Source organism: Anderseniella sp. Alg231-50, assembly GCF_900149695.1.
Lineage (GTDB): Bacteria > Pseudomonadota > Alphaproteobacteria > Rhizobiales > Aestuariivirgaceae > Anderseniella.
The window spans coordinates 73,734-92,212 of record NZ_LT703007.1 but is presented as its reverse complement, the minus strand read 5'-3'; the positions used below and the strand labels follow the sequence as shown (position 1 = coordinate 92,212).

The following is an 18,479-nucleotide window of genomic DNA, read 5'->3' as shown; positions in this document are numbered from 1 at the left end:
CGGGCCTGATCGTTGTCAATGAAAAGGGCTGATTCCTGCTCAAACAGCAGAAACCAGCCCTGATTGTCGCGTCCGGCAAAGGTGGCCGGGCAAACGCTGTGTATTCTAGACCGAGTAGTACATGTCGTACTCGACCGGGTGCGGTGTCATTTCGAAACGCATGTTTTCTTCCATCTTCAGGTCGATATAGGCGTCGATCTGATCGTCGGAGAACACACCGCCGGCCTTCAGGTATTCCCGGTCTGCATCCAGTGATGCAAGCGCTTCGCGAAGCGATGCGCAAACCGTCGGAATGCCCTGCAGTTCTTCCGGTGGCAGGTCGTACAGATCCTTGTCCATCGGATCGCCCGGGTGGATCTTGTTCATGATGCCGTCCATGCCGGCCATGACCATGGCGGAAAACGCCAGGTAGGGATTTGCCGTCGGGTCCGGGAAGCGGACTTCAACACGCTTGCCGTTCGGCGATGCTGTCCACGGGATACGGCACGAGGCAGACCGGTTGCGCGAAGAGTACGCCAAAAGGACAGGGGCTTCATAACCGGGCACCAGACGCTTGTAGGAGTTGGTGGACGGGTTGGTGAAGGCGTTCAGCGATTTGGCGTGCTTGATGATACCGCCGATATAGTACAGGCAGGTTTCCGACAGGTCGGCATACTGGTTGCCGGCAAACAAGGGCTTGCCGCCTTTCCAGATCGACTGGTGAACGTGCATGCCGGAACCGTTGTCGCCGAACACGGGCTTCGGCATGAAGGTTGCCGACTTGCCGTACTGGTGCGCCACATTGTGAATGGCGTACTTGTAGATCTGCAACTGGTCAGCGCACTTTGTCAGTGTTTCGAACTTGATGCCCAATTCGTGCTGGGCCGCGGCCACTTCGTGGTGGTGCTTCTCGACGGTGACGCCCATGGAGGCCATGGCTGCGAGCATTTCGCCGCGGATGTCCTGGCCTGAATCGACCGGGTTTACCGGGAAGTAGCCACCCTTGGTGCGCGGGCGGTGGCCCATATTGCCCATTTCATATTCCGCATCCATGTTGGACGGCAGTTCAGTGGAGTCTACCTTGAAGCCGGTGTTGTACGGATCGGAAGCAAAGCGCACATCGTCGAACATGAAGAATTCAGCTTCCGGGCCAACTGTGATTGAATCGCCGATGCCGGTTGATTTCACGTAAGCCTCAGCCTTCTTGGCCGTGGTGCGCGGATCGCGTTCATACGCCTCTCCGGTGCCGGGCTCGAGAATGTCGCAGAACACTGCTGCGGTCTTCTGGGCATAGAACGGATCGACATGAAGGGTGTCGGGGTCCAGCATCAAAACCATGTCTGACTCGTTGATGGCTTTCCAGCCGGCAATCGATGAACCGTCGAACATCAGGCCGTCGGCCCACACATCCTCATCGATCGTGGAGATGTCCTGGGTCACGTGCTGCATCTTGCCGCGCGGATCGGTAAAACGCAGGTCGACATATTTGATGTCATTGTCTTTCAGGTACTTCATTGCTCCTGCAACAGGAGAAGGTGTCTTGGCCATCTGTTTGCCCTCGTCATCTTTCGGTTAAAGTGGGTTAGGGGTGGATTTGCTATGAATTCGCTGCGTTTGCGACTGCGGTGGTCGGTGGCCTGATCACAAGGCCTCTACACCGGTTTCACCGGTCCGGATGCGGATTGCCTCGTCAACAGTGGAAATGAAAATCTTGCCGTCGCCGATGCGCCCGGTGCGGGCAGCCTGCAGGATGGCTTCAACCGCCTGGTCCACCAGCCCGTCGTCGAGCACGATTTCGATGCGAACCTTCGGCAGGAAGTCGACGATGTATTCAGCACCGCGATACAACTCTGTGTGACCTTTCTGGCGGCCGAAGCCCTTGGCTTCGGTCACGGTGATTCCCTGCAGGCCGACTTCCTGCAAGGCTTCCTTCACTTCGTCCAGCTTGAACGGTTTGACGATGGCCTCGATCTTTTTCATTCTGCCTCCAACAGCTTGAGCGGGTTCCAGGGATGCGCCGGATAATCTACGTACCCCGCGAATTGCATAAGCCGTGCCAATCGCCGTGATGCATTATTACTGCATGAAAACAGGCACTTGAACCGGTCAGATGAATCGCATCAGGAAATTTTACTGATGAAATAGCAGGCAGATGCACAAAAAACAGGCAGATATGATCGACTGATATCTTGTTTCCGTCGAGACGATAGCGGGAAATAGGCCAGAGATATTTACCGGCGTACCGGTCGATCTTACTGCGCCGGTTGACGCCGTGGCGATCAGGTATCACATAGCTCAGGTTCGCGTGGATCCACTAAACCATCAAGAAGATATCCGTCATGCTCCGCTCACGTCTTGCCAGCCTCGTCAATCACGCTCGCTTCGAACAGGTCATCGTAGGCTTGATTGTGCTCAATGCGATAACGCTGGGGCTGGAAACAAGCCCGTGGTGGATGAGCCGGTTCGGCGACGTGCTGATGTTTCTGGACAAGGCCATACTGGCCGTTTTTGTGGCTGAGGTCTCAGCCCGGCTGATCGTCGATTTCAAAGGCTTCTGGCGCGATCCCTGGCGCATATTCGACTTTGTCATCGTCGCGGTTGCGCTGATGCCGGCGACCGGAGCTTTCTCGGTGTTGCGTGCCTTCCGCATTCTGCGGGTATTGCGGCTGATTTCCACCATCAAGGCGATCCGGCGAGTGGTGACCGGCCTGCTGGCGGCCATTCCGGGCATGAGTTCCATCGTGCTGTTGCTGGGGCTGATCTTCTACATATTCTCGGTCATCTCCACCAAGCTGTTCGCCGCTTCGTTCCCGCAATGGTTCGGATCGCTTGGTGAAAGCGCCTATTCCCTGTTCCAGATCATGACGCTGGAAAGCTGGTCCATGGGTATTGTGCGCCCGGTCATGGAGCAATACCCGCTCGCCTGGGCTCTGTTCGTGCCGTTCATCCTGGTGACTTCGTTTACCGTGCTGAACCTGTTTATCGGTGTCATTGTCGATGCCATGCAGAAAGAGCACGAGGCCGAGGCACAGGCTGACCGGGCAGACCTGCACAAGGAAGTGTCGACTATCCTGACAGAACTGCGCAGCGTCAGGGCAGAGCTGGCTGAACTGAGGGCGACAAAACCCTCCTGATTAAGCTAAGCTCGCGTCCCATGAGCAAACTGCTGACACCTGATGAGATGTATGAGGCCGACCGCGCCACCATAAAGGCGGGGGTGCCCGGTATCGACCTGATGGAAGCAGCCGGGCTTGCCTGTGCCGAATACATCCGGACTTTGAGTGAGCCGTGCCCGGTCTGTGTCGTGTGCGGGCCGGGCAATAATGGCGGGGACGGGTTTGTGATAGCCCGCCTGCTGGTCGAGGCAGGCTGGCCGGTCAAGCTCCTGCTTGCAGGTGACGCTGCCATGCTCAAGGGCGATGCCGGCAGGGCTGCAAAGGCCTGGAATGGTGAGGTGCTGCCCGCACAGGCCGACAAGCTCGACGGCGCCGTGCTCATCGTGGACGCGCTGTTCGGGGCAGGGCTGTCGCGTGATGTTGATGGTGAACTGGCCGATCTTGTCACGTCTGTGAACGAAGCCGATGCAATGCGGGTGGCGGTGGATATGCCCAGCGGTGTCGACGGTGCATCGGGCAGGATCCGTGGCATTGCCGTCGATGCCGATCATACGATCACGTTCTTTCGCGCAAAACCGGGGCACTATCTGGAGCCGGGACGGAGCCGGCGCGGCGCGCTTCATGTAGTGGACATCGGCATTTCCGATGACGTGCTGGGCACAATTGATCCCAGGTGTTGCCTGAACGGGCCGGATGAATTCGCCGGGTTCCTGCCGGTACCAGGCGCAGCAGCACACAAATATTCCCGTGGGTCCGCTGTGATGGTGTCCGGCGATGCCTGCAACACCGGGGCTGCCAGGCTTGCCGCCATGTCCGCGCTGAGGGTCGGGGCAGGGCTTGTGACGATGGCCGCAGGCGAGCCGGCACTACCGGTCCTTGCCAGCCATCTGACGGCAATCATGCTGCGCAAGGCTGATAATGCCGGCGAGCTTGCGGGGTTGCTTGGCGACAAGCGCATTACTGCCTGCGGCATTGGCCCGGCCTGCGGCGTGGGACATGACACGATTGAAAAAGTGCTGGGAGTTCTCGCCTCCGGTTGCGCTGCGGTGCTCGACGCGGATGCCCTGACCAGTTTCGAGGGCCAGTCTGAACTGTTGTTCGAGGCGATCGGCGCACTGCCGGACAGGCCGGTTATCCTGACCCCGCATGAGGGCGAGTTTGCCAAGCTTTTCAGAGACCTGCGTGGGCCGCATGAATCAAAATGCGAACGTGCCGTGGAAGCTGCAAAAGCAAGTGGCGCAGTGATCGTGCTGAAAGGGGCCGATACAGTGATTGCCGATCGTGATGGACGCAGCGCCATCAACGCCAGCGCGCCAGCCTGGCTTGCCACCGCCGGATCCGGTGATGTGCTGGCGGGCTTGTGTCTCGGCTTGCTGGCGCAAGGCTTGCCGGCTTTTGAAGCAGCGTGCTGCGCCGTCTGGTTGCACGGCGATGCGGCCGGCCGGTTCGGCCCCGGATTGATAGCGGAGGATTTGCCCGATGGCATTCCCGCGTCCCTGACCAATCTGAACGATTTGTAATCTTGGTTTCGCAACTTTGTGAGCGCGTATGCCGGTTTTGCTGTGTTAGTGTCTAGCCCGATGAAAACACGCGCCTTTATCATATCGCTGTTCATGTTCGTGCTGGCCCCGGTCGCGCTGGCGGCAGACAGTTTGCGCGCCCTGCAAAGCCTGAAAGACGCCCGCACGCTGGAGGTGTCTGCAAAACCGTTTGAACCTGCAAGCGTCACGGACAAGCCGGTAGTGGTCGCGTTCTTCGCCTCATGGTGTCCGCCGTGCACCAATGAATTTGACGAAATGGCTAAAGTCCAGGAATCCATTGGCGACAGGGAGGTCACCTTCATCGGTGTAAACCTGTTCGAAGCCTGGGGTGGCAAGAAAGACCCCGCCCGCATGGCAAGGTTTATTGCCCGCACCAGGCCCGACTTTGCGCTGATTGACGGCAGCGCGGCTATCTCTGCTGCGTTTGGCACCATCGACCGCATTCCGACCATGGTTGTTTTCGGCCCGGACGGCCGTGAAACCTGGCGATTTGTCCACGAGCGCGGCGCTGCCAAAACTCACGCAACTGCCGAAGAGATTATGTTGGCGCTGCAGTGAGCTGACAGAGTGTTGAATTTCAGATGCCTAAACCTCTGGCATCCCCGCACATGCTTTGCTATACACCGGCGCGATTGCTGACGTACGGCGCGCTTGGTAAAGGCGCGCCGCTGGTCTTTTCAAGCGGGCGTGGCGGAATTGGTAGACGCACTAGATTTAGGTTCTAGCGGTGAAAGCTGTGGGGGTTCAAGTCCCTCCGCCCGCACCAGAGACTAAACGATCAGGGACTGTTGAATTTAACTGAAGGTTCGTATTGTCCGGGTGGAACCGGCGTCGGCCTTTGATGACAAGGCTCATAAGGATAGTAGATAACATGCAGGTGACCGAAACACTCAATGAAGGCCTCAAGCGCGAGCTTAAAGTCGTCATTCCGGCGGGAGACCTTCAGGCTCGTGTAGACGAGCGGCTGGAAGAATTGAAAGCCACGGCCCAAATCAAGGGATTTCGCCCGGGCAAGGTGCCGATTGGCCACCTGAAAAAGCTGTACGGCCAGTCCGCGATGGCGGAAGTCGTTCAGAAGTCCATCGAGACATCGAGCACCGAGGCCCTGAACGAAAAGAGCCTCAAGGCTGCCTACCAGCCGGAGATCGTGTTGCCGGAAGACGAAAAGGACGTGCAGGCCGTCATGAGCGGTGACGCGGACCTGTCCTTCACCATGAACTTCGAAGTAGTGCCTGATATTGAAATCAAGGACTTCAAGAGCCTCAAGGTCGAAAAACTGGTGGTTGAGGTGACCGACGCGCATCTCGACGAAGCGCTGGAAAATATTGCCGGCCAGTACAAGGACTATGAAGACCGCGCCAAGGGCGCAGCCGAAGACGGCGACCGCGTCACCATCAGCTTTGTAGGCAAGGTAGACGGCGAAGTGTTCGAAGGCGGCACCGCGGATGACGTGCCTCTGGAACTGGGGTCAGGCTCGTTTATTCCAGGCTTTGAAGAACAGCTGGTCGGCGCCAAGCCCGGCGATGAGAAAACCGTCAAGGTTGCATTCCCGGCCGAATATGGTGTTGAACACCTGGCCGGCAAGCCTGCCGAGTTCGACGTGAAAGTCTCCAAGATCGAGCAACCGAAAGCGGCCAATATCGATGAAGCCTTTGCCGAAAAGCTCGGCATGGAAAGCGTCGACAAGCTCAAGGAAATGGTCAAGGAACGCATCGCTGACGAATTCGGCAACATGTCCGGCGCCAAGCTCAAGCGCGATATGCTTGATGCGCTGGATGCCGAGTACAAGTTCGACCTGCCGCAAAAGCTGGTGGACCAGGAATTTGAACAGATTTGGGCGGCTCTTGAACGCGAGATGGAAGGTGAGGGCAAGACCTTTGCCGACGAGGACACTACTGAAGAAGAGGTTCGCGCTGAATACAAGGCCATTGCGGAACGCCGTGTGCGTCTCGGCCTGGTCATTGGCACCATCGGCGAGAACGCCGGTGTCACCGTTGGCGATGAGGAACTGCAGCGCGGCCTGATGGATCGGGCACGCCAGTTCCCCGGCCAGGAAAAGGAAGTGTTCGAGTTCTATCGCAACAATCCGAATGCGCTGGTCGAAATCCGCGGACCGCTGTTTGAGCAGAAGGTTGTCGATCACATAGCCGAAGCTGCAACAGTCAGCGAGCGTTCGGTCAGCCGCGAGTCACTGCAGCACATGCTGGAACATGACCACGAGCATGGCGAAGACTGCGATCATCCCGATCACGATCATGGCGCAGATGCAAAGCCGGCCAAGAAAGCCGCTGCTAAAAAGACCGCTGCCAAGAAGGCACCGGCCAAGAAAGCCGCCAAGAAGAAGGCTGACTGATCTGGTGGTCTGACATCAAAGGTAGCCGATGAACCGTCCGCAGATAAGCGCGCCGGTCCACGTGGCGAGAGAGATCAGGGCGACCCACGCGGTCGCCCTTTTTCGTGCAAGGTAGGCAGCATTCAGAACACCAAGGCCGATAAGCGCCATCTTGATTTGAAACAGCGGCATGGCGGCATACTTGCTGGCATCGGTTGTGAACAGCATGCCACCGGCCAGTAACGCCAGCACGAAACCGGACACCGCCACCGGCACCAGTACGCGGGCCAGCCCGTCCGCCCCGACAGATTTCCAAAACCCGAGATAGCGCAGGTCGAGTGAAACGATTGCGCCGAACAGCAATGCGATACCTGCAATATGCGCGGTGTTGATGATCGGGTACAGCCAGCGCCAGCTGCGCATGGCATCGCCCAGCGCTGATTGTTCCAGACCGGTGAACAGGTATTCCACGCCTAGTCCCGGTTCGGGTACAGGTCGTACAATTTGCCTTTTATGGTAATGCGCTCCGCTTTGACCCGCTTTTCGGCCGCATCTGCTGACCGGCCGCCGGATACCTTGATTTCGGTGCCGGGTGCGAGCAGCTTCTCATCCAGTCCGGCGCGCTCGTGGCGCCATGGCTGGCCCGCCTCAACCGTCCAGATTTCACCGTCCGCGTCCACTTCGAGCACGCCATGCGGATTGCCCAGGCGGGCGCTCTTTATGATCCCTGTGAGTTCGAAGTTTCCGTCTGCAGTCCAGCGCCATCCGTGATGCGCCATGGCCGGTCCTGCAAAAGCGAGGCCTGCGATCCAGGTAATGAGACTGCGTCGGTCAATCATGATGTCCTCCTAATGGCAACCAGGTTTCAAGCGAACCCTCGAACGTGCCCGATCACTTTGAAAATGGTCAGGTTTATGATTTTTGGTTGTTTCAACCGAGAATCACCTGATCTTGGTGCAGGCAACAACTGTGACGTATCAATACAACAACCATGCAAGCAGATTACATCATCATCGGGGCAGGGTCAGCGGGTTGTGCGTTGGCGTCACGCTTAAGTGAAAATCCCGACATTCAGGTATTGTTGCTGGAAGCAGGTGGCACCAATACCTCTGCACTGCTGCGTGCCCCCGCGGGGTTCGCGGCCCTGTTGCCATGGCCGATCAGCAACTGGGCCTTCAAGACAGAACCGCAGCCAGGCCTGAAAGGACGCAAGGGCTACCAGCCTCGCGGCAAGGGGCTGGGTGGTTCATCCGCCATCAACGCCATGGTCTACTCCCGCGGGCGGGAGCGCGATTATGACGACTGGGATGTCTCGGGGTGGCGCTGGCGCGATGTGGAGCCGTCGTTTGCGGCACTCGAAACCGGTGGCCTGACCGTAAGTGATCAGGCGGAACCGTTTGCCGCGACAGGCATGTTTCTTGAGGCCTGCGCGGCGTCCGGCCTGCCGCAGACTCCACGATTTGACGAGTTGGATGCAGAGGCGTCCGGCCTGTATCGCGCCACGATCAGGGATGGAGAAAGGTGCTCATCTGCCGATGCATTCCTGCGGCCCGTCAGTCAGCGCAAGAACCTGACTGTACTGACCAAGGCGAGGGCCGGCGCTGTTCTGATTTCTGAGGGCCATGCAGTTGGCGTGCGCTATTACAAGGACAGGGCATGGCGCGAAGCGCTCGCAACCCACGAGGTGATCCTGTGCGCGGGCGTTTTTCAGACCCCGCAACTGCTGATGTTGTCCGGCATCGGCCCGTCTCGCGAATTGCTGGCACATGATATTCGGGTGCTGCTCGACAGGCCGGGAGTAGGGGCCAACCTTCAGGATCACGTCGACTACGTCATGACCTACAAGACCAAACCGGGTCCGCAGACACTCGGCGCGTCCGCCGGTGGTGGCAGGGCAATCATGGATGCCGTGAAACAGTGGCGTAAAAATCGCACGGGCAAACTAACATCACCGATTGCCGAGGCAGGCGCCTTTATCAAGAGCCGGGACGACCTGGAGACACCGGATCTGCAATTGCATTTCGCACCCGGCATTGTCGACAATCACGGCCGCAAGATGCACGCCGGGCATGGCATGTCGATCCATCTGTCGCTGCTGAAACCGAATTCCAGAGGCCGGGTTTCCCTGCACTCGGCAAACCCGCTCCAGGCGCCGCTGATCAACCCGCAATATCTGACCCACACCGACGACGTTGACCGCATGGTTGCAGGTTTCAAGCGGGTCAGGGAGCTGTTTCGGCATGAGGCGTTTGCATCGATCCGGCGCAAGGAGCTGCATACGGACGGAGTCACCGGCGATGCTGAAATCATCAACTGGATCAGGAAGCGCGCCGATACCCTGTACCATCCGGTCGGAACCTGCCGGATGGGCGGAGCCGAAGAGGCGATGAGTGTCGTCGGACCCGACCTGAAGGTAAACGGTGTTGACGGTTTGCGTGTGGCGGATGCATCAGTGATGCCCCGGATCATATCTGCCAACACCAATGCAGCCGCCATGATGATCGGCTGGCGCGCCGGCGGCCTGATAGCCAAACAATCCGGGATCAAGGTTCAAGATACATAACCGGAAGATGACGGTTCAGGCGAGATAGCCTGCTGAACGGAAAATGTCTTTCGATACGGGGCAGGACAGCAATCAGGACAATGTTGCCGTCAGTTCAGTGGTGAACTCGGTAGTGCTCAATCCTATTAATCTTAAAAATTCTTATAGTGTAATTGGGCAAACGCTCAACTAATGCTAATGCGCAGGCATTTTTCGGAACACAGGACAATTAGGATGATTGGAGCAATTGCAGGTGATGTTATCGGCTCGGTCTATGAGCAGGCCAACATCAAAACCAAGGACTTCCCGCTTTTTCAAAAACAATGTGTGTTCACCGATGACACTGTAATGGCCCTGGCTTTGGCCGATGCTCTTTTGCACGGGCGGGATATAGCCGAGAATTTTCGTCGCTTCTATGCGTGGTATCCCCGCGCCGGTTATGGGAACATGTTCAAGGCATGGGCATTGGATACCTCTCGCGAGGCTTACAACAGCTTCGGAAACGGCTCTGCTATGCGTGTCACTGCCGCAGCATATGCTTTTGATACTGCTGAAGAGGTTCTCGCAAACGCCGCGGAAAGCGCTGCCGTCACACATAACCATCCTGAAGGCATCAAAGGGGCGGAAGCCATCGCCCTTGCAACCTTTCTTGCTCGCAAAGAGCATAGCAAGGACGCGATACTGAGCGCTGTTATTGACCTGTCCGGTTACGATCTGGATTTTTCGCTCGACGACATTCGAGATGAGTATTTTTTTGACACGACGTGCCAGGGTTCTGTACCGCAGGCGCTCGTAGCCTTTCGGGAAAGTACCGATTTTGAGGACGCTGTCAGGTCAGCGATCTCGATTGGCGGAGACAGCGATACAATTGCGTGCATGACGGGTTCAATCGCAGAGGCGTATTATAAGTCTGTGCCAACCGATATAGATCAAGAGGTTCGCAATCGTCTTGATGAACGGCTTGCGGGCGTGCTCAACCTGTTTGAAGAGCGATTTATCCGATAGGTTTTCACGCCGGCAAAGGGCTCGAAGCGGTCACGGTGTCATTTTGACCAATTGGTTCTAACGCTGAGCTCCGGACCCTGAATAGCGGGGAGTCGCAACTCCCCGCATTCCAGGTGGATTGGTCGGCCTTATATGCCGAGTACCCGGTTGCGCTGGTTTGAGAACTCGATTTCGGCAATTTTGCGGAACCCGCCAAGTTCGCGCAACTTGGCCTGGAAATCATCGTTGATTTTGGCTGCAAGCGCTGAATGGTTGCGGGTTTCTTCAAACACTTCCTTGGCTGCAGTGCCGAATGTGTCCCAGACATCCTCGTTGAACGAGCGAAGCTCTACGCCGTGATCATTGATCAGCTTGGCGAGATATTCGCCATTGTTGGCCGAGGCTTCCTCATGCTGGGCTGCGTGTTCCTCGTTGCAGGCCGCTGTGATGATGGCTTTCTCTGTATCCGACAGGCTTTCCCAGAACTTCTGGTTCATGCCGAATGCCAGACCACCGCCGGGTTCATGCATGCCGGCAGTGTAATAGAACTTGGCCGCCTCGTAGAACTTCATGAAATAATCGTTGTAAGGGCCAACCCATTCGGTTGCTTCGATGGCTCCGGACACCAGGTTTTCATAAATCTGGCCGCCGGGCAGGGACACAGTGGAAACTCCAAGCTTGGACATCACCGTGCCGCCGAGACCCGGGATACGCATTTTCAGGCCCTTGAGATCGTCGGCTGAGTTGATTTCCTTGTTGAACCAGCCGCCCATCTGGGTGCCGGTTCCCCCGCACGGCAACGCCTTCAGGCCGAATGAGCCGGACAGTTCGTCCCACAGGGCTTGGCCGCCCTTGAACTTGATCCAGGCATTCCACTCCGGTGAGGTCATGCCGAACGGCACCGACGTGAAATAGGCAAATGCCGGGTGTTTGCCGACCCAGTAATAATCAGCCGCGATATAGGCTTGCGAATTGCCCGATGCCACGTCGTCAAATACGTCGAATGCGCCCACACGTTCACCTGCGGCGAAGTATGTGGTGGTGATTGCCCCTTCACTCAGTTCGGTAATGCGGGCTGCCAGGCGCTGGGCACTGATGCCGAGTCCCGGAAAGTCCCGTGGCCAGGTGGAAACGATCACCAGCTCTTTCTTGGCTTGCGCAATTGCCGGCGTGGCAAGCGTGGCGGCAGCTGCGGCCGTGCCGGCAAGTGCGGCTCCCTTGATGAATTTACGGCGTTCCATCCAAAAATCCTCCCAAAATGATTTATCGTTTTTGTTTTGGACCGTTTCGGCGCGAGCCGCCGGGCCCGGCATTATCAGACCAGAAACCTCGTTCTTTGCCAATATGGAGATTTGTTGCCGCATGCCCCTTTGACTGCGGTGGCAATTCGCCTATCTATTGTGCATCATTCAAGCGTCACAGATTCGTTTGTCTATGTGACGGCTTCCACTCACCTGTTCTCAAAACAAGGCCAGCTTACAGATGCGCGATCCTATTGAAACCTATGCCCAACTCGTTCCCATGGTGGTGGAGCAGACAAACCGCGGCGAACGCTCTTACGATATTTTTTCGCGGATGCTCAAGGAACGCATCATCTTCATAACCGGTCCGGTTGAAGACCACATGGCGACGCTGGTCGTGGCGCAATTGCTGTATCTTGAGGCTGAAAACCCCAAGAAAGAAATAGCCATGTACATCAATTCACCCGGTGGCGTGGTCACCTCCGGCCTGTCGATTTATGATACGATGCAGTTCATCAAACCCGCTGTTTCCACGACTGTGATCGGGCAGGCCGCGTCCATGGGATCGCTCCTGCTGACCGCCGGCGAGAAGGGCATGCGCTTCGCATTGCCGAATTCGCGGGTCATGGTTCATCAGCCGTCCGGCGGCTTCCAGGGCCAGGCATCGGATATCGAGCGCCATGCTCAGGACATTATCAAGATCAAGAAACGTCTCAACGAAATTTACGTGAACCACACGGGACAGAGCTACGAGACGATTGAAAACACGCTGGACCGTGACCATTTCCTGACGGCGGTGGAAGCGAAGGATTTCGGCCTTGTGGACGAGGTTATCGAAAAGCGGCCCGATACGGGCGGGGATGATGGCAAGAAGTGACAATCGGTGACTGTTGAACGCTCGGGTGCAGATTGGGCACGTGAATTGCATACAACGACAGTTGCATATGACGGGAACAGCATTTGTGTAGCATAGCGGTTTTCGACGTATTTTTAATGTAAGCAGTTCACAAAGCGGTTCATACTGACGCGGATTGTTAATCATTTGTTGATTGTTCATCGTCGAGCATGGTGAAATACAAAGATTCGAAGATTGCCGGTCTCGAACTCAATTGTTCCAGACTGTTTGAGTTTCAACTTGGCCTGAAAGCGTCAGGCAACGGTTCAACGGTGGACCGAAGGAGTACAGATGACAAAGTCCGGCGACGGTGAGTCGAAGAATACGCTGTATTGCTCATTCTGTGGCAAAAGTCAGCATGAGGTCCGCAAGCTGATTGCGGGACCAACCGTGTTCATCTGCGATGAATGCGTTGAGTTGTGCATGGATATCATTCGCGAGGAAAACAAGACTTCGCTGGTGAAGTCCCGTGACGGTGTCCCGACGCCGACTGAAATCTGCACGGTACTGGATGATTATGTAATCGGGCAGTTCCAGGCAAAACGTGTGCTGTCGGTTGCTGTTCACAACCACTACAAGCGTCTGGCGCACGCTGCCAAGAACAATGATGTGGAACTGGCAAAGTCCAACATCCTGCTGGTCGGTCCGACCGGGTGCGGCAAGACATTGCTGGCCCAGACGCTGGCCCGCATCATTGATGTGCCTTTCACCATGGCTGATGCGACCACGCTGACCGAAGCCGGTTATGTGGGCGAGGATGTCGAGAACATCATTCTCAAGCTGTTGCAGTCTGCCGACTACAATGTTGATCGTGCGCAGCGCGGCATCGTCTATATCGACGAGATCGACAAGATTTCACGCAAGTCTGACAACCCGTCCATCACACGCGACGTGTCAGGCGAGGGCGTGCAGCAAGCCTTGTTGAAAATCATGGAGGGCACCGTTGCCTCGGTTCCGCCGCAAGGTGGCCGCAAGCACCCGCAGCAGGAGTTCCTGCAGGTAGACACCGCCAACATATTGTTCATTTGCGGCGGCGCATTTGCCGGACTGGACAAGATCATCGCATCACGTGGCAAGGGCGCGGGCATCGGCTTCGGCGCTGAAGTGAAGGAAGAAGACGACAAGAAGACCGGCGAACTGTTGCGCGAACTGGAGCCGGAAGATCTGCTGAAGTTTGGCCTGATTCCCGAGTTCGTCGGCCGTTTGCCGGTTATCGCGACGCTTGAGGATCTGGACGAGGCAGCATTGGTCGAAATCCTGTCGCAGCCGAAAAATGCGTTGGTGAAGCAGTACCAGCGTCTATTTGAAATGGAAGATGTCAATCTCAACATCACAGACGATGCCCTGTCCGCAATCGCGGTGAAGGCGATCGAACGCAAGACCGGTGCTCGTGGCCTGCGCTCCATCATGGAGGGCATCCTGCTTGATACCATGTATGACCTGCCGGGAATGGATGGTGTTGAAGAGGTCGTTATCTCCGCGGAAGTCGTAACCGGAGAAGCCAAGCCGCTGATGATCTATTCGGACAAGGACAAGAGCGCAAAATCCAAGTCAAAGGTTGCAAGCGGCCCTGGCAGCGCCTGATCTCAGGACTTTCACATACACGGAATTACAAAACCCGGTCAGCTTGCTTCTGGCCGGGTTTTTTCTCGCCTGGCGGTCAGTGCAGTGCGCACGATTGTGCCGATGATTGCATGTCCCGCCAGAATGGTGCCGCGCACTGTACCGGAGATTTTCGACACACCGATACGGTTGAAATAACTGACAGGCACTTCGCGCCAGCGCAGCTCGTAAAGAATGGCCTTCAGCTGCATTTCCACGGTCCACCCAAAGGCGCGGTCCTGCATGCAAATTGCTGTCAGGCTGTCAGCGGCAATGGCGCGGTATGGTCCCAGATCAGTATACCGGGCACCCCAGAACAGCCTGATGAGACTGCAGGCCAGCCAGTTTCCCCAGCGCTGTTGCGGTGTAAGCGAACCTGCTTCGGCTGCGCCCAGGGTCCGGGACCCGATTACCATGTCGGCCAGGTCACCGGCGATCGGGTCCACCAGCAGGTGCATTTCATAACCGCGGTCGGAATAGTCACCATCCATGAAGACGATGATGTCATGTCCGGACGTCGCTTCAATGCCGCGCAGGCAGGCTGCGCCATAACCGGGTTCAGGTTCGTGCACCACATGTGCGCCATGGGCTTCGGCAATTGCGCCCGTGCCGTCCCTGGAGGCGTTGTCCGCAACAATGATGGTGTCCACCCAACCGGGAATTCCATCAATGACCTTTCCTATGGCGTCTGCTTCGTCGAACGCGGGAATGATAACAGCTACTTGGCTTCCGTGGCGCATCAGGTGGCCTTTTCCATACAACGGGCGTCCGGCTTGAGCTCTTTGCCGGTCCACCAGTCGTAAAACAGCAACGCCCACACAGGCAGCCACATGACCCAGACCAGAGCCAGCAGCCAGCTCTCATCAACCTTTAGCGCCGTCAGTTTGAAGAACGCATAGTAGAGCGGAAATGTCACTGTTATGAGCAGCAGGCCGCGATAGGGGAAGACGCACAGGAAAGGTGCGATCCAGATGAAGTACCATGGCAGTTGCACCGGTGAAAGCAACAGCATGGCCGCCGCGGCTATTAGAAAGCGATGCACTGTATCCGCGGGCTCTGTGGCTGGCTTCCGATTGCTGAACAACACTATTGCCGCGATCACAGCGGCTGTCAGAAGCCGGGCCAGCGTGCCTGGTTCGACGAGGGCTGAAGGTATCAGGTTTGCTGCTGCGGTGAGAACAAGGAAAGCGGCTGAAATCCGCTCCCAGCCGGTTGAGAATGCCACAAAGCCGGATGACTGGTCCAATTGAGTAGCGACTACCGGCCAGTAGAGAGCCAGCACCAGCAGGCCGGCAGAGCCCATGGCTGCAGCCAGCCTCGCCGGCTGTCGCAGCAGCGGCCGCCAGATGGCCGGCAGGATCAAAACCGGCCAGACCTTTGCCGCAACCGCAAGTGCCGCAACACCACTTGCAGCTACGGGTCTCGCCTTGATGCAGAGAACCAGGGCAGCCAGCAACGGCACAAGCAGAACCGGTTCCATATGCGCAGAGTTCATGACTTCCTTGATGACGACCGGGTTCCACCAGTACAGGCAGGACCAGATAAGCGGTCTGTTGAGTGCCGACAGGAGCCACAGGATCAGGCCGAACGTGACCAGGTCCAGCAACAGCAGCACACCTCGCCATGCCTCCAGGGAAAATGGCTTTATCATGTATGCCACCGCAAAAGCCGCCTGCGAAACTGAAGGGTAGATTGAACGAAGCTCGCCGTAATTGATCCGTTCAAGTACCGGGCCGGCCTGTGCCTTCAACATGACAATGGTGGGGTCGGCAGCGCTGCCGGACAAAATTGTCTGCGGGCTGTACTTCCAGGGATTGATTCCGTGGGCGGTGAGGGCGCCGTCCCAGAGGTATCGATAATAGTCGTTTTCCTGGACGGGCACCGATCCGAACAGCACGACACGCATGGCAAGGCCGAAAACCATCATCAGCATCAGCAGTGGCAGCGGGTTTTGTACAGCCAGGCTGCGAGGTATCAGAAACAAGGCCATTGCCAGGAAGACGCTGCCGGCAAACATGTAGCCCGTTACAAACAGGAAGATGGGCCGGTCAGCCACTTCAAGCTCATAAGCGAAGTGTGCGCTGCCGCTGGCCAGAACAAAGGCGCAGCACAAAAGTGCCGCGCCTGAAACAATCCAGAGGAAAAACGGGGGCCGGTTATCGATCTTCTGCAACCGGCCTTGGCTTGTCATTGCCTTGTTTCCCGCAACAATCGGACAGAGCAAGGTTTTGATACACTCAAAACCCTGATTGCGATTGCCCTAGCTGCCCTGGCCCGCAGGATAACGGGTCCGCGTCTTCTTTTTCTTTTTCTTCTTCTTGGCCGCAACTTTAGTTGTGGCCGCAGGTGTTTCGACTTTCTGCTCGCTGAAACCGGACTTTGCCGACACCGCGGCGGCAACTGGTGTCGCGACAATTGCAATTGCACCGATAAGGGCAATGGCCATTGCGCCGAAAGCGGCATTGGCATTTTTGATATTGCGCATCAGGAACTCCTTTAAGCGTGGCTGACTTGATGAATTTTCGTCATCCCGTCTTGCACACAGACTACCAAATTCGCCGAAATTCAAAATTCAACTTGGTTCACAAACGCATCAGCGGGGCTGCCATTTTGCTCTCACGAAGTTCAGCTATCGTTTGAACCTTGTGATTGGAAGTATGCCGGGACGGCCAGTTAATCTCTTATCCAGTTTCATTCCATGTTCAGGAGCCGTTGTCCCATGTCCCCAAGTGCCAGAACCATCACCCGGATCATTGCCCTTCTAACCGTCTGGCTGGTGGTGTCCGGGTTTGGTTTTTCCTCAAGAGCGCCGCAAGCCTGGGACGACTGGGCGCAGAGTAATCCGAAGGACGCCAGGGTGATTGACCATGGCCAATGGACTGCGTTGCTGAAAAAATACATCAAGCCGGGCAAGGCAGGTCTGAACACTTTTGCCTATGGGAAAGTGTCGGCGTCGGACAAGGCCACGCTGCAAAACTACATCCGCTCTCTCGAGGCGGTCGAGGTGACCGGTTACAACAAGAACGAGCAACTGGCATACTGGATCAATCTCTACAATGCGGTGACGATAAAGGTCGTACTGGATCATTATCCGGTGAAGACAATCCGTGACATTGATATTTCCGGGTTTCTCAAGAACGGTCCATGGCAGAAGGAGCTTGTCACCGTTGAAGAAACGCCACTGACACTTGATGACATTGAACATGCCATCCTGCGCCCGATCTGGAAGGATCCGCGGATACACTATGGCGTCAATTGTGCATCGGTCGGTTGCCCCAACCTGCAGACGTCGGCATTTACCGGGAAAACCGCCTCCGCACAGCTGGACGCCGGTGCAAAAGCCTTCGTCAACTCAACCCGCGGTATCGAAATCAGCGGGCGCGGCAAGATATCGGTTTCGTCGATCTATTCCTGGTTTGCCCATGATTTCGGCAATTCGGAAGACGGCGTGATGCAGCATCTTCTGAAATATGCAAACCCTGATCTGGCGGAAAAACTGACCAGGGCAGGGCGTATTTCCGACTCCCACTATGACTGGTCGTTGAACGAATAACAGGCCGTGTTTCCGGTTTTGGGGGCCAAAAAACCTGGTTATGGGGGCCAGAATGGCCTTCCATTGGCCTTATTCCTGTGGCAAACCAGAACGTATCTGGGCGAATCTTTTTGCGTTCAGATCAGTGGGTTTGAAAAATGTGGGGTAATCGGGTTGCGTAAATTAACAACATTGGCGGCTATCGCCATGCTGTCACTTGCTAGTGGCTGCGCAACGGATATCGGCAGTTTCACATCGAGTGACCCTGCGCCGGTAACGACAGCTTCAACGGTTCCACAACAACAGGTTGCAACCAATCAGCCGCAATACGGTCAGCCGCCACGGATACCACCTCCGGGACAGGCGACGTTTGCACCGGCTCCGAAACCCGGGGCAGGCGGTCTGGCAACCGGTTCATATTCACCGTCCCCGGCCGGGCGGAGACTGTCTGAAACAGAGCTGCGCTCGATGTTGGCCGGAAAAGCCATTGTGGTGGCAGATGGCCGCCGGCTCGAATACGGCCCTTCCGGATCATACCAGGAAACCCGCAACGGACAGGCGATTGCGGTGGGCACCTATCAAATTCGCGATGTTTCGGTGTGCGTGCAGTTCACGACCGGACTGACAAGGTGTGACAGCTTTGTCCAGGACGGCAGCCAGCTGTTCGTGGAAGACCGCAATGGTCAACGGCTGCCTGCTCAGGTCGGCTGATGCC

18 protein-coding genes and 1 tRNA gene are annotated in these 18,479 nt (G+C 56.7%); 11 read left to right on the top strand and 8 right to left on the bottom strand.

Translation table 11 applies throughout. The features are described 5' to 3' along the window. Nucleotides 1-105: 105 nt before the first annotated feature. A complete protein-coding gene (glnA, locus tag DHN55_RS20465; protein WP_337660609.1) occupies nucleotides 106-1,527 on the bottom strand; it encodes a type I glutamate--ammonia ligase in 1,422 nt (473 codons plus the stop codon). Nucleotides 1,528-1,620: 93 nt separating this feature from the next. Further along, complete coding sequence (locus DHN55_RS20460; RefSeq protein WP_108883412.1) at nucleotides 1,621-1,959, bottom strand: P-II family nitrogen regulator; 339 nt, start codon at nucleotides 1,957-1,959, stop codon at nucleotides 1,621-1,623. 359 nt (nucleotides 1,960-2,318) lie between these two features. On the opposite strand from DHN55_RS20460, the gene DHN55_RS20455 reads away from it, so the two are divergent. The 5 genes from DHN55_RS20455 (at nucleotide 2,319) to tig (ending at nucleotide 6,989) form a co-directional block, all read left to right on the top strand. Further along, complete coding sequence (locus DHN55_RS20455) at nucleotides 2,319-3,113, top strand: ion transporter (protein WP_108883411.1); 795 nt, start codon at nucleotides 2,319-2,321, stop codon at nucleotides 3,111-3,113. A 20-nt stretch (nucleotides 3,114-3,133) separates the two neighbouring features. After that, nucleotides 3,134-4,615 (top strand): NAD(P)H-hydrate dehydratase, encoded by a 1,482-nt coding sequence (locus DHN55_RS20450; RefSeq protein ID WP_108883410.1) that lies wholly within the window; start codon nucleotides 3,134-3,136, stop codon nucleotides 4,613-4,615. Between the two features lie 60 nt (nucleotides 4,616-4,675). After that, entirely contained in the window at nucleotides 4,676-5,194 is a 519-nt protein-coding gene (locus tag DHN55_RS20445) for a redoxin family protein (RefSeq protein WP_108883409.1), read from the top strand. 123 nt (nucleotides 5,195-5,317) lie between these two features. Beyond that, nucleotides 5,318-5,402, top strand: a tRNA-Leu gene (locus DHN55_RS20440). Between the two features lie 105 nt (nucleotides 5,403-5,507). Then, the gene (gene tig, locus DHN55_RS20435; RefSeq protein ID WP_108883408.1) at nucleotides 5,508-6,989 is read left to right on the top strand and encodes a trigger factor; all 1,482 of its coding nucleotides are present in this window, start codon (nucleotides 5,508-5,510) and stop codon (nucleotides 6,987-6,989) included. Nucleotides 6,990-7,004: 15 nt separating this feature from the next. Here tig and DHN55_RS20430 read toward each other — a convergent pair whose 3' ends face one another. Together DHN55_RS20430 and DHN55_RS20425 are read right to left on the bottom strand one after the other, a co-directional pair. Continuing rightward, nucleotides 7,005-7,439 (bottom strand): hypothetical protein, encoded by a 435-nt coding sequence (locus DHN55_RS20430; RefSeq protein WP_108883407.1) that lies wholly within the window; start codon nucleotides 7,437-7,439, stop codon nucleotides 7,005-7,007. A gap of 2 nt (nucleotides 7,440-7,441) precedes the next feature. Then, nucleotides 7,442-7,807, bottom strand: a complete 366-nt coding sequence (locus DHN55_RS20425) for a DUF6152 family protein (RefSeq protein ID WP_108883406.1) — start codon at nucleotides 7,805-7,807, stop codon at nucleotides 7,442-7,444. 152 nt (nucleotides 7,808-7,959) lie between these two features. Between DHN55_RS20425 and DHN55_RS20420 the strand changes: the two genes are divergently transcribed. Together DHN55_RS20420 and DHN55_RS20415 are read left to right on the top strand one after the other, a co-directional pair. After that, a complete protein-coding gene (locus DHN55_RS20420; protein ID WP_108883405.1) occupies nucleotides 7,960-9,531 on the top strand; it encodes a GMC family oxidoreductase N-terminal domain-containing protein in 1,572 nt (523 codons plus the stop codon). A 213-nt stretch (nucleotides 9,532-9,744) separates the two neighbouring features. Beyond that, nucleotides 9,745-10,515 carry an ADP-ribosylglycohydrolase family protein gene (locus DHN55_RS20415; RefSeq protein ID WP_108883404.1) on the top strand — a complete coding sequence of 257 codons (771 nt, stop codon included), beginning with the start codon at nucleotides 9,745-9,747 and terminating at the stop codon, nucleotides 10,513-10,515. Between the two features lie 128 nt (nucleotides 10,516-10,643). On the opposite strand, the gene DHN55_RS20410 is transcribed toward DHN55_RS20415, so the two are convergent. Beyond that, entirely contained in the window at nucleotides 10,644-11,735 is a 1,092-nt protein-coding gene (locus DHN55_RS20410; RefSeq protein ID WP_108883635.1) for a TRAP transporter substrate-binding protein DctP, read from the bottom strand. A gap of 241 nt (nucleotides 11,736-11,976) precedes the next feature. Here DHN55_RS20410 and DHN55_RS20405 point away from each other — a divergent pair, with 241 nt between their 5' ends. Both DHN55_RS20405 and clpX read left to right on the top strand, forming a co-directional pair. Further along, nucleotides 11,977-12,612, top strand: coding sequence for an ATP-dependent Clp protease proteolytic subunit (locus tag DHN55_RS20405; protein WP_108883403.1), 636 nt, complete (start codon nucleotides 11,977-11,979; stop codon nucleotides 12,610-12,612). A 309-nt stretch (nucleotides 12,613-12,921) separates the two neighbouring features. After that, the gene (gene clpX / locus DHN55_RS20400; RefSeq protein ID WP_108883402.1) at nucleotides 12,922-14,214 is read left to right on the top strand and encodes an ATP-dependent Clp protease ATP-binding subunit ClpX; all 1,293 of its coding nucleotides are present in this window, start codon (nucleotides 12,922-12,924) and stop codon (nucleotides 14,212-14,214) included. Between the two features lie 38 nt (nucleotides 14,215-14,252). Here clpX and DHN55_RS20395 read toward each other — a convergent pair whose 3' ends face one another. From DHN55_RS20395 to DHN55_RS20385, 3 genes are all read right to left on the bottom strand, one after another. Continuing rightward, nucleotides 14,253-14,972, bottom strand: a complete 720-nt coding sequence (locus DHN55_RS20395; protein WP_108883401.1) for a glycosyltransferase — start codon at nucleotides 14,970-14,972, stop codon at nucleotides 14,253-14,255. Next, nucleotides 14,972-16,423 (bottom strand): hypothetical protein, encoded by a 1,452-nt coding sequence (locus tag DHN55_RS20390; protein WP_108883400.1) that lies wholly within the window; start codon nucleotides 16,421-16,423, stop codon nucleotides 14,972-14,974. The genes DHN55_RS20395 and DHN55_RS20390 overlap by 1 nt, the downstream gene beginning before the upstream one ends. A gap of 69 nt (nucleotides 16,424-16,492) precedes the next feature. Then, a complete protein-coding gene (locus DHN55_RS20385; protein WP_108883399.1) occupies nucleotides 16,493-16,717 on the bottom strand; it encodes a hypothetical protein in 225 nt (74 codons plus the stop codon). Between the two features lie 234 nt (nucleotides 16,718-16,951). Between DHN55_RS20385 and DHN55_RS20380 the strand changes: the two genes are divergently transcribed. Then, on the top strand, nucleotides 16,952-17,785 hold the full coding sequence (locus DHN55_RS20380; protein WP_337660608.1) for a DUF547 domain-containing protein: 834 nt from the start codon (nucleotides 16,952-16,954) through the stop codon (nucleotides 17,783-17,785). 153 nt (nucleotides 17,786-17,938) lie between these two features. Further along, complete coding sequence (locus tag DHN55_RS22545) at nucleotides 17,939-18,475, top strand: hypothetical protein (RefSeq protein WP_337660607.1); 537 nt, start codon at nucleotides 17,939-17,941, stop codon at nucleotides 18,473-18,475. Nucleotides 18,476-18,479 lie beyond the last annotated feature (4 nt).